Origin of the sequence: Rhodopseudomonas palustris, assembly GCF_003226555.1 — a bacterium.
In the GTDB taxonomy this organism is placed as follows: Bacteria; Pseudomonadota; Alphaproteobacteria; order Rhizobiales; family Xanthobacteraceae; genus Rhodopseudomonas; species Rhodopseudomonas palustris_I.
In genome coordinates, this window is sequence record NZ_QKQS01000016.1 from 15909 (window position 1) to 29409 (window position 13501).

The following is a 13501-nucleotide window of genomic DNA, read 5'->3' on the forward strand; positions in this document are numbered from 1 at the left end:
TCCTTGCGCACGTCCGGGCAATATTCATGAGGCCATCCAGCGGGATGGCGCGCCGGCGCGATGCGCGGTCTGCAAGGAGGCCGGGTCGTCCCGGCCGAAAAGGTGATTTTGAGGTCGTCCTCGAACCCCTATATGAGGGAGGCCGCTGCGCCGCGCAACTGCCGGCTCTGCGACCGCCGGAAGCCCTTGATCGCGCCGGCTTTCCCTGCCACAGGCTGATGAATGTCCGACACCGCTGTTCCGGCCGAAGCGCCGTCCTCGACCCCGTATTCGCTCGCCCATGAAGTGGCGCGGCGGCGCACCTTTGCGATCATTTCGCATCCTGACGCCGGCAAGACCACGCTGACCGAAAAGCTGCTGCTGTTCGGCGGCGCCATCAATCTGGCCGGTCAGGTCAAGGCCAAGGGCGAGCGCCGCAACACCCGGTCGGACTGGATGAAGATCGAGCGCGACCGCGGCATCTCGGTGGTCACCTCGGTGATGACCTTCGAGTTCGACGGCCTGGTGTTCAACCTGCTCGACACCCCGGGCCACGAGGACTTCTCGGAAGACACCTACCGGACGCTGACCGCGGTCGACTCCGCCGTGATGGTGATCGATGCCGCCAAGGGCATCGAGGCGCGCACCCGAAAACTGTTCGAGGTCTGCCGGCTGCGCGACATTCCGATCATCACCTTCATCAACAAGATGGACCGCGAGACCCGCGACATTTTCGATTTGCTCGACGAGATCGAGAAGACGCTGGCGCTCGACACCACGCCGATGACCTGGCCGGTCGGGCGCGGCCGCGACTTCCTCGGCACCTACGACGTGCTCGACGGTGGTGTGCGCCTGCTCGACGGCGGCGGCGCCAAGACCGGCGCGGCCGAGCAGATCAGCATCGAGGAACTCGGCAACCGCCATCCCAATCTCGATGTCGCCGCGGTCAAGGAGGAGCTGGAGCTCGCCACCGAAGCCTGCAAGCCGTTCGACCTCGAGGCGTTTCGCGAGGGCCACCTGACGCCGGTGTATTTCGGCTCGGCGCTGCGCAATTTCGGCGTCGGCGATTTGCTGCAGGGCCTCGGCCGCTACGCGCCGCCGCCGCGCGCGCAAGAGAGCAGCGCCCGCAAGATCGCCGCCGACGAGCCGAAGATGAGCGCCTTCGTATTCAAGATCCAGGCCAACATGGATCCGAACCACCGCGACCGTATCGCGTTCGCGCGGCTGTGCTCCGGCAAGTTGACCCGCGGCATGAAGGCCAAGCTGGTGCGCACCGGCAAGGCGATGCCGCTGTCGAGCCCGCAGTTCTTCTTCGCCCAGGATCGCTCGGTGGCCGACGAAGCCTTCGCCGGCGACGTCGTCGGCATTCCCAACCACGGTAGCTTGCGGATCGGCGATACGCTGACCGAGGGCGAGGACGTCACTTTCGTCGGCGTGCCGAGCTTCGCGCCGGAAATCGTCCGCCGCGTCCGGCTCACCGACGCGATGAAGGCCAAGAAGCTGAAAGAGGCGCTGCAGCAGATGTCGGAAGAGGGCGTCGTGCAGGTGTTCCGCCCGCGCGACGGCGCGCCGGCGCTGGTCGGCGTCGTCGGCCCGCTGCAGCTCGACGTGCTCAAGGCCCGGCTCGCCGCCGAGTATCAGCTCCCGGTCGATTTCGAAGTTTCCGAATTCCAGCTCGCGCGCTGGATCTCCTCCGACGACCGCAAGAAGCTCGACACTTTCATCGCCAACAACGGCTCGTCGATCGCCGACGACGTCGACGGCGATCCGGTGTACCTCGCCAAGAACGAATTCTATCTCGGCTACACCAAAGACCGCGCCGAGGGCATCGTGTTCTCCGAGATCAAGGACGTGAAGAAGGTCGGGTGAGGCGGATCGCGTTCCTCCTCCGATAGTCATCCCCGCGAAAGCGGGGATCCAGTATCGCAGAGCGACCGAGCTGAGCATCGGACGCTGCGTCGAGCGCCCTGGGATACTGGATCGTCCGGACAAGCCGGACGACGACGGCGGAATGCGGGGCGAGCGCTCTGCGTCACGGCGAGCTTCCGCCTGAGCTGCGCCGTCCGCTTCACATGTCAAACAGCCACACCTCCGCATCCTCGCGGCGCAATGCGCCCGAGTTTTGCCCGAAGAGCCGCCCCAAAGTGAGGGGCGGCGGCGCGCCGCAAGACGCGGCGTTGGTAGTGTCGCGATCCGGCCTTCGCCCGCGCGAGGGGCGAAGATCGCGAACCGCGCGTCGCCTTGCGGCGCGCCACCCCGGCGGTTTTTGGCTGAAGGGCCGCTCTTCCGGGATACGGCGAGCTTGCGGGCTTTCCCCGGCCTCTACCGCACCCGTCCAGCCTCTGAAGCGGCGGCCGCTCGTAGTAGCGGCGGACGGTGACCCTCAACCTCCCGGGCGCGTGCTTGCGAGGCACGTCACGCAGGACGCCGTATCCCGCTCCGCCTCGCAAGCGCCCTCGAGAAGCGCCCCTCGCGAACGGGACGAATAGGAATATAATCTATATCGGCGGGGGCGTCAATCCGGTCGTGCGGATTTGGCGGCCCTTAGCGATCGAAGAAAACGACGCGGGCGAGCTGCACGATCGGCACGTGCATCGGCGATTGGCGAAGCCGCGCAGCCGATCAGAGGCCGATACCAGCAGCGAAGCCCGACTTTCTGGTCCGGAGAGTGTACTTAAGTCGATGTCAGGTAATGAACCTGAGCGGACGTCGTTCACGAAAGCTATTCGGGTACGGCACTTCCAATCATCATGCCTTTGGAGACGAAGGCGGCCTGTCAAGGACTATACTAGGGCCCAGACTCATTGAATCCACCACACGAGTGCTGCAACGAGGCAGACAGAGGCGAGGAAGTTCCTCGCGAGGCGGTCATACCTAGTTGCAATGCGTCTGAAGTCCTTGAGACGGCAGAAGGCATTCTCGATGTGGTGGCGTTGCTTGTAGGACTTCTTGTCGAAGCTGAAGGGCTGCTTTCGGTTTGATCGATTGGGGACGACCGGCTTGGTCCCACGGTTGATGAGCCATTGCCGTAACTCAGCACTGTCGTAGGCTTTGTCGCCGAGTATCTTCTTTGCTGCTTTGGTGCGCCTGATCAAACGCTGAGCTGGCGGGCAATCGTGAGCCTCGCCACCGGTCAGCAGGATGGCAAGAAGACGGCCCTTAGCATCTGCGATTGCGTGGATTTTCGTGTTGCGCCCGCCGCGCGTGCGTCCAATAGCTTGGTTCTGTTCCCCCTTTTTGCGCCGGAGGCGGAGCGGTGCGCTTTGACGTGGGTCGCGTCGATCATCTGCGTCTCAGTCGATCGACCGCGCCCGGCACGCTCGCGAAACAACCGCTCCCAAACACCGCGCTCCGCCCAGCGTACAAAGCGATTATAGATCGTCGTCGGCGGGCCATATTCCGGCGGGCAGTCGCACCATCGACAGCCGCTCTTGATCACATGCACGATGCCGCTGATCACGCGGCGATCATCAACGCGGGCCTTGCCACGCACATCCTTCGGCAGATGCGGCTCGATTTGCGCCCATTGCTCGTCGCTCAGCCAAAACAGATTGCTTCGCATCGTCCCCGCCCCAAATCACATGAGCAGGGAATCGCCAACTGATTCAGCCGGCAACCAAATTATTGAGTTTTGACCCTAATCTATCCCACCATCCAGCGCATAGAGGAGAGAATCCGAGGTGGCATTGCTCTCGAAATTTGACGCGTAGTAGCCGTATGCCTTCAACTTGAATATGTCAGAGATCGGAAGTCGGAATATGTCAATTCGAGCGCCGATAACTTTCTCGGCTTGGGCGTCCATTACGCGATTAAGCAACCACGAGGATATTTGATCGATCGGAAAGCCTAAACCCGTAGTCCACTTAAGCTCGACATCTATCTTATTGATCGCTGCGGTCATGTATATCTCAGACCTGGTCTTGTTGTATCCACCCAAAACTTCGAATTGGAAAGGGTCGACAATGCCATGGCAGGCCACATTTCCGATGCTGTAATCGATGCAGCCAACCTTGATGCTCGCTCCTGCCTGACCAAAAACCTGAAACGGAATATCAACAATCAGGCGTCCCTCAGTCGGCGACACACCTTGAAAAGCGACCGTTACGGATTTCAGAGCGGCTGTAATTGCGTAGTACCATTGTATGCCAGCATATGAACCTGAATCGCTGGCAGTGACGGATGGCTTGCATTTTCCGAACGTGTAATCAAACAGCACTGTCTTTGGAAAATAGTACACAAAAGCGTTCGCACTAGTAAGCCTTGCTGCCTTATCGGGAATTTTCGAGTCTGCTACGTCGGTGGCGACCGTCTTAATTGCAGCATCGCTCTGCTTTACCGATACAGCGGTCGTCTTGCTGTCGAGGGAAGTCCACTCGAGTTCGTGAAAAGCATTACCTCCGATGGGACACCCTGGTATCGGTGTCTGGACATTTTCGGAGTACACAACGAAGTGCGTGCTGGTCGTGCCTAGCAGCAAAGGCGGAAGCGGTTTGAAGCTTGTGAGGGTGCCCAATAAATCAGGAAAAGGCAGCGTTTCGACCAGGTATACGAAGAAGCTTCGATCGTTCATTATCAACGACGCGGTGCGTAGTAGATTAAATTTAGTAAAGTCCGGCGCGCCTGCGGCGTCGACCAAGCCTACCTGTTGAAGGAGCGTACCGAGATTTGCAGGGTCGTTTCCCAGCGCAACAGTAAACTTTCCTTGGCTACCGGGTGCAAACACAAGCCGCGTATCCGCTGCATTCGGCGCGATCGTTGCCTGCCCACCGGAAAAAGCAATTTCGTCCTTGGACAAAAAACTTGCAGGGTTCTTATCGAGGTGGATTATGATTGTGAGCTTGGCATCTATCCTAAAATCCACTGTGCCAGCCTGAGGCGTAATTTGGACCGCATTATTTGAGAGTTCGCAAGTGACTGCCAGGCCGGGATGCGGAAATGGCAGGTTCTTTAAGAAGGGGCCTGACTGTATTCTGGCGATTTCGCTGACAACGGCGAGGTTGAGAAAGTCCAGAGAAACGCCGAAACCAAATTTCATATCGCACAAATTTCGAATTTCAGCGTGTGCGCTTGCTATCGTCATGAAATACCCCTTACTTTAAATGGCTTGGATCATGGTTGTCTAAACAAGAAAGTCAACCACCGATTGATCCGTCGCTTCAAAGTGTCACGTCCACTAAGGAAAATTCCCTGATTGGGTTGTGTCCTCTTCTGGCCCATAGCGGCCATTAGGCCGTGTCGACCGTGTTGCCCGCCGCTTCGCCGGTCGGCTCACCGCCGCTCCACGATCTTCTTGATATTCCCCAGCCCCAGCTCCGCCTCCGCGCTCATCCGCGCGACCATCTCCGGCGTCGGCGGCTTCGGCCGTGCCGGGTTGCGGAGGATGCGGGTGAAGCGGGTGCCGCCGTCCGCGGCTTCGAACGTGTAGTGCACCACCACCGGGCCCATGAAGCTGGTGGTGGTCATGCCGATCCACAGCGTCGGGCGGTCGCAGGCGATCACCAGCCAGTCGAGGTCCACCGGGCCGGTGCGGGTCGACCAGTGCTCGTGGAAAGTATCACCGAAGCCCATCGGGCGATCGTCGCATTCCAGCGCGTGCGAGGAGGGCAGCCATTCCGGCCAGCTCTTCGGATTGGTGACGTAATCGAACACGGTTTCGGGCCGCGCGGCGATCACCACCGAATGACGGATTTCGAACGGTGAAGTGACTGCGGAGGCGGTTGAATCGGCCATCTGGTTCCCTTTTTTGGAGCCGTGCACGGCGAGCGGCATCGGCGCAGATGAGCGTGACGGCTCGGAGTGTGTCTTGCCGTACCACTCGATTCTTGCGCGAAATCGTCGGTTTGGTTCTGTTTCGGGATATTTCTGGCGGGTCCGCGTGGCAAAAAGGCCACGACGGGGTGCAATAGCGGGCGTTTCGCGCAAAAAACAATACCGCTGGCCGAACGTCTCCCGCAAAATCCCGACCAATTAGCTCGGCCAACGAGCAATCGGTTTCCAGACCAGATCATTTCGGGGTGCGGCGTGCGATTGAAAGCGACAGGGGCGGGGGCTGTGGCGGCGATGTTGATCGCCGCCTCCGGCGTATCGGCGCAGGAGGCGAAGCCGACGCCGGCGGCGATGGTGCAGCAGGGCTACGACGCGCTGTTCAACCAGATGTATCAGCAGCCGGCGAATCTCGACGTCAGCTTCAAGTTCGCCCATGCGGCGGTCGAGCGGGGCGACTACGAGGCGGCGATCGGCGCGCTGGAGCGGATGCTGTTCTTCAATCCCGATCTGCCGCGGGTCAAGCTCGAACTCGGCGTGCTGTACTTCAAGCTCGCCTCCTACGAGATCGCGCGCGGCTATCTGGCCGATGCGATCAAGGGCGGTAACGTTCCTGACGACATCCGCGCCCAGGTGATGGCGTATCTCGCCGAGATCGACCGCCGGATGTCCAAGCATGAATACAGCGTGTTCATGCACGGCGGCATGCGCTATCAGACCAACGCCAATATCGGCCCGAACTCGCTGCAGGTGCGTGCGCTCGGCCAGGATGCGATCCTCGATCCGCGGTTCGGCCGCAAGCCGGATTGGAACGCGTTCCAGACCATTACGGCGGCCTACGCCTACAAGCTCAATCTGCGCGGCGACGCGATCGAGACCACCTTCCTCGGCTACAATTCGCGGCAGTTCACCCAGAGCCAGTTCAACCTCGGCCTGCTCGAAGGCACCATCGGCCACCGCGTCGGGATCGGCCAGAACGCTTCGTTCAAATACTACGCGATCGGCGACAAGGTCTGGCTCGGCGACTACAGCTATTTCAGCGCGCTCGGCGGCGGCCTGTCGGCGCGCTCGACGATCGGCGACAACGGCCTGATCGAAGGCTATGTCGAGACCCGGCATCGCAAGTTCAGCGACTCCACCTACTATCCGACCGCCGGCACCCAGACCGGCGACCTGACGACCGCGGCGATCACCACCGACTTCCGGTTCGGCCCGGTGCACTGGACCACGCGCGGCGGCTACGACGTCAACAAGGCGGTCGCCGACTACAACAGCTACAAGCGTTATTCGATCGACATGGCGTTCCCGGTCCAGTTCGTGGTGCCGCTGTTCGGCCAGCCGCATCAGTTCGTGGTGGCCCCGACGATCGGCTACAGCCGCTCGACCTACGATGCGCCGAACTTCATCGTCGATCCGACCACGGCGCGGCGCGAGGACGAGTATCGCTACGGCGCGATCCTCGACGCGCAGATCGCCGGCCATGTCGGGCTGCGCACCCAGGTGCTGTACACCAAGATCGACTCCAACCTGCCGAACTATCGCACCAACAACCTGTCGGCCTCGATGGGCCCGACGGTGCGTTTTTGAGGAGGCTCGCGATGCGTCTGTCAGCATGGATGATCGGAGCCGCCGCGCTGATCGCAGCCGGGGGTGGGGCGAAGGTCGCGATCGCCCAGGAGGTCGGCAAGGCCTCGGCGGTGAACCCCGCCGCAACCGCCAATCTGCGCACGATCTCGATCGGCGCGTCGATCACCCACAAGGAGCGGATCAAGACCACCGACAAGGGCTCGGTGCAGATCCTGTTCATCGACAAGACCTCGATGACGGTCGGGCCGAACAGCGATCTGACGATCGACGAATACGTCTATGATCCGAACGCCGGCACCGGCAAGCTGGCGGCGCGGCTCGGCAAGGGCGCGCTGCGCTTCGTCGGCGGCCAGATCAGCCACACCGGCGACGCCGAGATCAAGACCGCCTCGGCGACCATCGGCATCCGCGGCGGCGTGGCGATGATCGGACCCGGCTTCGTATTCGCCGGCTATGGAAGCTCCACGGTGACGACACAGGGCGGCACGGTGACGCTCGGCGCCGGCGAATTCACCCAGACCCCCGGCGGCGGCCAGCCGCCGTCGCCGCCGGCTCCGCCGCCGCCGAACTTCGTGCAGAACCTGATCCAGTCGTTCCAGAGCGCCCCGGGGCAGAGCGGCGGCGCCGGGCAGGGCACCGCCTCGCGCGGCAACGTGCAGCGCGCCGAAGCGCGCGCCACGGGGAGCCCGAACGGCTCGGTCGCCGGCTCGCTGACCCCGCAGCCGCCGACGCCGCTGCCGTCGATCAATCAGGTCGCTTCGAACCTCAACCAGACGATCCAGACCTCGACGCAGCAGACTGCGGTGCAGCAGGTCGAGACCAAGGATACGTCGCTGTTCGGCTTCGTCGGCGGACTGATGACGGCTTGGCTGACGTCCGCCAGTGGCTCTCAATCCAGCAACCCCTCGGTCGGCCGCTATACGGGAACCGCAGAGATCGGAGTCGACGGCGTCAGGCGGCGAGTGCAGGCCAATTTCGACGGCACCGTCACCCATGATCAGCAAGGTCAGTATCTGCCGGGTTCGTTCAACTATCAGTTCGGTTTTCTCGATCCGAACGAGGATCCGCAGGGCGGCTATTACGATTCGTCGAACTTCGCCGCCGGTCCCGCAATCCGGAAGAACGGCGAGATCGTATCGAAGATCGACGATGCGCCGATCACCAACCATGACGGCGTGATGGTCACGATGTCGCGCGACATGGCGCAGTACTACGTTTCGCTTTACGGCATGGGCAGCGTGACGCCGTGCGACTGCGACTACACCAAATGGGGCTTCTGGAGCAGCGTCAGCGACCAGGGACCTTACAAGGACTTCGCCCACGGCTTCTGGGTCGCCGGTCGCCCGACGACCGCCGGCGAAGTGCCGTTGACCGGCCAGGCGACTTACGCCGGCCACGTCGCGGCCGCGATCCAGAACGACGGCAGCACCTATTATGCGGCCGGAGCCTTCAGCAACACGGTGAATTTCGGCACCCGGACCGGGCAGGTTTCTGTCACCGGCCTCGACGGCACCAACTACGCCGGACAGGTGTCGCTCGCCCCGGGCTCGACGGCGTTCGGCGGCTCGCTGATCGGCAATGTGGGGAGCCGCAACATGGCGCTCGAGGGCGCGTTCTTCCGTGGCGTCGCCAGCCCGGTCGGCGAGATGGGCGGCAGCGTCTCGATCAACGGGCCCGGATATCTCGGCGCCGGCATCTTCGCTGCCAAGATGCAGTGAACGCGGCGGCCCGCGGTCGCGGCTACATGTGCGAGGGCGGACCGGCGTGCTGCCCTACCGAGGCGGATTTCTGATCGTGGCGGCCGAGACTCGGCGGCAGATAGCGCGCCGTTGCCTGCGCGCGCTGCTGCGAGGTGGGGTCAGTGACCTCGACCGACACTTCCATCGTATCGGCGGAGACCTGGCTGGCTCGCACCGAGGCTGGGCGATGGCCGAGAACGCGTTTGGCGGCTGCTGCTGAGACAGCGTCGCGGCGTTGAGCTGTCAGCGGCGCTGCGGCGGCGAGCGCATTGACGCTGGCCAGCGCCGCTTCGTCGGCAAGGCGTTGCAGCGGCGGATCGGTGCGGTGCAACAGCGGCACTGCAAACACGGCGCCGAGACCAACCGGCGCAGCGAGCAACAACGCCAGCGGCGCAGTCAGCCGTCGCTGGGAGCGGTGCGATCTCATGGCCTGATCCTCCCTGGTGCGCGGGCGACCGGCGTCCTCCCGGTTCGCGCTGCGATCTGCTAACGTCGGCGCGATGCGTCAGTTCCCTGATCCTTGCGCCGGTGTTCGGCGTCATAACCTTCGTCCGTATGCCGGGCGCGCACTCGGTGGCGTTCAGCCCAGCGTCGTTGGGCGGTGCGAGCGAGGCCTGCGATGCGCGTACTGAGCGGTGCGGCGCATCCGCTGCTGATCCGTCTGGCGCGCGGCTTCGTGCGGCTGCGTTGGCTTACCCGCGGCAAGTACATGCGCGCGGCTTTGGCGGCGCTGTTGATGCTACTGGCGCTCACCGCCTTGCGCACCTACGAGCCTCGCATCGTCACGGAAACCAAAGAGCGCGTATTCGACGCCTACCAGCGGCTGAAGCCGCGGCAGCCGGCGGAGGATCTGCCGGTGCGGGTCGTCGATATCGACGAGGCGTCGCTCGCTGCGTTCGGCCAATGGCCGTGGCCGCGGACGCGGCTGGCTGCCCTCACCAAACGGCTGGGCGAGCTCGGCGCCGGGGTGATCGCCTACGACATCATCTTCTCCGAGCCGGACCGGACCACGCCGGAGCGGCTGGCGGCCGATCTGGTCGGATCCGATCTCCCCGATCGTGACCGTGCTGTGGCGCTGCTCAAGAGCCTGCCCGATCACGATACGAGCTTCGCTGATGCGCTGCGGCAGACCCCGACGGTGCTCGGCTTTGCCGCGACGCGGCGCGCCAACGACATCAGGCCGTCGGTGAAGACCGGACTGGCCTTTGTCGGGATCACGCCGACCAAGGTGCTGCCGCCGTTCGATGGCGCGATCGCGAATCTGCCGATCCTTGAGGAGGCGGCGTCCGGCGTCGGCGCGATCAACCTGTCGGCGCGCGATCGCGGCGGCGTGGTGCGCAGGCTACCGATGCTGATGTCGGACGGCGCCCGGGTCTATCCTGGCCTCGCGGTCGAAGCGCTGCGCGTCGCCCAGGGCCAGAAGGGCGTCATCATCCGCGGCACCGGCGCCTCCGGCGACGACGACACCGGCCATGCGGCGCTGGTCGACATGCGGGTCGGTCAGTTCAAGCTGCCGCTGACCGACGACGGCGAGGCGTGGCTGTACTACACCCGCGACGATCCGGGCCGCTACGTCTCGGCCAAGGACGTGCTCGACCCGGCGCAGACCGAGCGGATGCGCGATCGACTCGAAGGCACCATCGTGCTCGTCGGCACCACCGCGTCGGGGCTGGTCGATGCCCGCGCCACGGCGATCGGGCAGGTGATGCCGGGCGTCGCGATTCAGGCGCAGATGATCGAGCAGATCGTGTCGCAGGACTTCCTCGAACGTCCCGACTGGGCACGTGGCTTCGAGATCGTGATGACGCTGCTGCTCGGCTCGCTGGTCGCGGCGCTGGTGCTGCTCGCCGGCGCGCGGTTCTCGCTGGTCGCGTGCGGGCTGGTGTTCGTCGGCGCGATCGGCGGCTCGTGGATCGCGTTCTCGCAGTTCCGGCTGCTGATCGATCCGGTGTATCCGTCGCTGGCGACGCTGTTGACCTACATCGCGGTCGAGCGTGTGCTGCACACGGCGTCCGACCGCGAGAAGAAGTTCGTCCGGCAGGCGTTCGGGCAGTATCTGGCGCCCGATCTGCTGGCGCAGCTCGAGCGCGCGCCGGACGGGCTGCGGCTCGGCGGCGAGCAGCGCGAGCTGAGCGTGATGTTCATGGACGTGCGCGGCTTCACCCGTCTCTCGGAGACGCTGAGCGCGACCGAGCTGGTCGACTTCATCAACACGCTGCTGTCGCCGCTGTCGGACGCGATCCAGGACGAGCTCGGTACCATCGACAAATACATCGGCGACTCGATCATGGCGTTCTGGAACGCGCCGGTCGACGTGCCGGATCACGCGCTGCGCGCCTGCCGCGCTGCGCTGAAGATGCGCAGCGTCGTCGAGCAGCTCAACGACGCCGACGCGTTTGGCTTCGCTGCCCACGGGCTCGTCGATCCGGTGGTGCGGATCGGCGTCGGGCTCAACACCGGCGTCGCCTGCGTCGGCAATATGGGATCGGAAAAGCGCTTCAACTATTCGGCGATGGGCGACGTCGTCAACGTCGCGGCGCGGATCGAAAGCGCATCGAAGGAGTTCGGCACCGATCTGTTGGTTTCGGAAGAGGTCGCACGCGCCGCGCCGGGCCTTGCGCTGCTGGAAGCCGGCGAGATCATGCTGAAGGGCAAGTCGCGGCCGACCAGGCTGTACGCGCTCGCCGGCGACGAAAGCTACGCCGCGTCCGAGACGTTCACCGAATTGCAGCGATCGCACCGCGGTCTGCTCGAGGCGCTGGAGGCCGGAGAGGCGATGCGCGCGCAGACGATGCTGGCGACGTGCCGCGCTGCCGCACCGCAGGCGCTGACCGGCCTGTACGACCGCTTCGCCGGGCGCGTGACGACGCTGTCCGGCGCGTCCCGGCCGTTGCTCGATCGCGCCGGCGGTTAGCGGAGCGGCGGGGCTATTCCGCCGCCGGGCGGAACGAGAGATGCTGGCGGATCGGGTCGGCGCAGGGCAGGGTGAAGCGAAACAGCGTGCCGCCGCCCGGTGCCGGTTCGGCCTTGATCGAACCGCCATGCGCCTGGATGATGGTCTGCGAGATCGACAGTCCGACACCCATGCCATCCGCCTTGGTGGTTGCGAACGGCTGGAAGATCCGTTCGGCGATCAGCGAGTCGAGGCCGGGGCCAGTGTCGGCGACCACCACTTCGACCATGTCGTCCTCGACCAGACGGCTGTTGACCGTCAGCTTGCGATCCTCCTGGTCGCGCATCGCCTCGAAGGCGTTGCGGATCAGATTAAGAAACACCTGTTGCACCTGTACCTTGTCGACGAGGACGCGGTCGAACGCCGGATCGAGCGTCAGCGCGACGTCGACCGGACGGTCGCGGGTGAGCACCGAGGCGAGCGCAAGGGCGTCCTCGGCGATCGCGCGCAGGCTCTCGATGGTCTTGTCGGTCTCGCCGCGACCGACGAATTCGCGCAGCCGCTGGATCACCGCGCCGGCGCGCAGCGTCTGCTGCGCCGCCTTGTCGAGCGCTGTGCTGATCTTCGCCTTATCGGGGTGGTTGCTGGCCTCGATCAGGCGGCGCGAGCCCTGCACGTAGTTGGTGACCGCGGCGAGCGGCTGGTTGAGCTCGTGCGCCAGCGCGCTCGACATCTCGCCCATGGTGCTGAGCCGGGCAACGCGCAACAGCTCGGCCTGCAACGCCTGCAGCCGCTGGTCGGCTTCCTGCTGCCGCGCCACCGCGCGCTGATGCTCGAGCAGGAACGCCGCAATCGCGGCGCTGCCGACCGCGAGGATCAACAGGCAGGCGGTGATCAGCGCGGCGGCGAGGCTTTCGCGATCGTGCCGCAGCAGCCGCTGAGTCAGCAGCCCCTGTTCGGTGCGGGTCAGCACCGTGAGGCTGGTTTCGATCCGTTCGGTCAGGCGATCGACGCGCGCCTGTTCGAGAATGTCGAGCGCCTCGTTCATCCGCTCGGGGCCTAGTTCGACGACGCGGCCGAGCTGGGCCATGCGCATGTCGGTAAGCAGCCGGAGTTCATCGATGTGGGCGATCTGCTCCGGGTTATCGGCGAGCACCGCGCGCAGGTTGTCGAGCCGGGAGGCCAGCGCGTCGCGGGCGCGGCTGTAACTGTCGCGATAGGTCTCGACGCCGGTCAGCAGATAGCCGCGTTCGCTGGTCTCGGCCTCGAGCACGGCCTGCTGGATCGCGGTGATCGCCAGCAGCGCTTCGTTGGTTTGCTGCACCCATGAGAAGCTGTCGCGCAGTCGCATCAGGTTGAGCACCAGTGCGCCGGCAATGACAATGAACAGCAGCAGGGTGGCGCCTAGTAGCCACGGACCGAGCAAGCTAGTTGATAATGATTTTCGCGACATCGCCACTCACGCACACACGACCCGAATACCCTAGAGCAAATTCGTTGCGGATTGAATCCGCATCAGCCGTGTAGATTTGTTCTAGTG

The 13501-nt window shown here is 64.1% G+C and carries 8 protein-coding genes and 1 pseudogene; 4 read left to right on the plus strand and 5 right to left on the minus strand.

Features of this window, described 5'->3' with window-relative positions; genetic code table 11:
- Positions 1-222: 222 nt before the first annotated feature.
- Positions 223-1848 (plus strand): peptide chain release factor 3, encoded by a 1626-nt coding sequence (locus DNX69_RS11220; RefSeq protein ID WP_110786091.1) that lies wholly within the window; start codon positions 223-225, stop codon positions 1846-1848.
- A 932-nt stretch (positions 1849-2780) separates the two neighbouring features.
- On the opposite strand, the pseudogene DNX69_RS11225 reads toward DNX69_RS11220, so the two are convergent.
- From DNX69_RS11225 to DNX69_RS11235, 3 genes and pseudogenes are all read right to left on the minus strand, one after another.
- A pseudogene (locus DNX69_RS11225) lies at positions 2781-3472 on the minus strand (IS5 family transposase).
- A gap of 144 nt (positions 3473-3616) precedes the next feature.
- Positions 3617-5059, minus strand: a complete 1443-nt coding sequence (locus DNX69_RS11230; RefSeq protein ID WP_133256007.1) for a hypothetical protein — start codon at positions 5057-5059, stop codon at positions 3617-3619.
- Between the two features lie 188 nt (positions 5060-5247).
- Positions 5248-5709, minus strand: coding sequence for an SRPBCC family protein (locus tag DNX69_RS11235; protein WP_110786274.1), 462 nt, complete (start codon positions 5707-5709; stop codon positions 5248-5250).
- A gap of 330 nt (positions 5710-6039) precedes the next feature.
- Between DNX69_RS11235 and DNX69_RS11240 the strand changes: the two genes are divergently transcribed.
- Together DNX69_RS11240 and DNX69_RS11245 are read left to right on the plus strand one after the other, a co-directional pair.
- Positions 6040-7329: a tetratricopeptide repeat protein gene (locus DNX69_RS11240; RefSeq protein ID WP_234826949.1), complete on the plus strand. Its 1290-nt coding sequence runs from the start codon at positions 6040-6042 to the stop codon at positions 7327-7329.
- A gap of 11 nt (positions 7330-7340) precedes the next feature.
- Positions 7341-9047 carry a FecR domain-containing protein gene (locus tag DNX69_RS11245; protein WP_110786095.1) on the plus strand — a complete coding sequence of 569 codons (1707 nt, stop codon included), beginning with the start codon at positions 7341-7343 and terminating at the stop codon, positions 9045-9047.
- Between the two features lie 22 nt (positions 9048-9069).
- Here DNX69_RS11245 and DNX69_RS11250 read toward each other — a convergent pair whose 3' ends face one another.
- Positions 9070-9495 (minus strand): hypothetical protein, encoded by a 426-nt coding sequence (locus tag DNX69_RS11250; protein ID WP_110786096.1) that lies wholly within the window; start codon positions 9493-9495, stop codon positions 9070-9072.
- Positions 9496-9687: 192 nt separating this feature from the next.
- Between DNX69_RS11250 and DNX69_RS11255 the strand changes: the two genes are divergently transcribed.
- Positions 9688-11982, plus strand: coding sequence for a CHASE2 domain-containing protein (locus DNX69_RS11255; protein ID WP_110786097.1), 2295 nt, complete (start codon positions 9688-9690; stop codon positions 11980-11982).
- A gap of 13 nt (positions 11983-11995) precedes the next feature.
- Here DNX69_RS11255 and DNX69_RS11260 read toward each other — a convergent pair whose 3' ends face one another.
- Positions 11996-13414, minus strand: coding sequence for a sensor histidine kinase (locus DNX69_RS11260; protein ID WP_110786098.1), 1419 nt, complete (start codon positions 13412-13414; stop codon positions 11996-11998).
- Positions 13415-13501 lie beyond the last annotated feature (87 nt).

What these genes read in the sequence shown, in the direction of transcription:
- DNX69_RS11260 (WP_110786098.1), bottom strand. Translation starts at nt 13,414, where the DNA reads ATGTCGCGAAAATCATTATCAACTAGCTTGCTCGGTCCGTGGCTACTA.
- DNX69_RS11240 (WP_234826949.1), top strand. Translation starts at nt 6,040, where the DNA reads ATGTTGATCGCCGCCTCCGGCGTATCGGCGCAGGAGGCGAAGCCGACG.
- DNX69_RS11250 (WP_110786096.1), bottom strand. Translation starts at nt 9,495, where the DNA reads ATGAGATCGCACCGCTCCCAGCGACGGCTGACTGCGCCGCTGGCGTTG.
- DNX69_RS11235 (WP_110786274.1), bottom strand. Translation starts at nt 5,709, where the DNA reads ATGGCCGATTCAACCGCCTCCGCAGTCACTTCACCGTTCGAAATCCGT.
- DNX69_RS11255 (WP_110786097.1), top strand. Translation starts at nt 9,688, where the DNA reads ATGCGCGTACTGAGCGGTGCGGCGCATCCGCTGCTGATCCGTCTGGCG.
- DNX69_RS11230 (WP_133256007.1), bottom strand. Translation starts at nt 5,059, where the DNA reads ATGACGATAGCAAGCGCACACGCTGAAATTCGAAATTTGTGCGATATG.
- DNX69_RS11245 (WP_110786095.1), top strand. Translation starts at nt 7,341, where the DNA reads ATGCGTCTGTCAGCATGGATGATCGGAGCCGCCGCGCTGATCGCAGCC.
- DNX69_RS11220 (WP_110786091.1), top strand. Translation starts at nt 223, where the DNA reads ATGTCCGACACCGCTGTTCCGGCCGAAGCGCCGTCCTCGACCCCGTAT.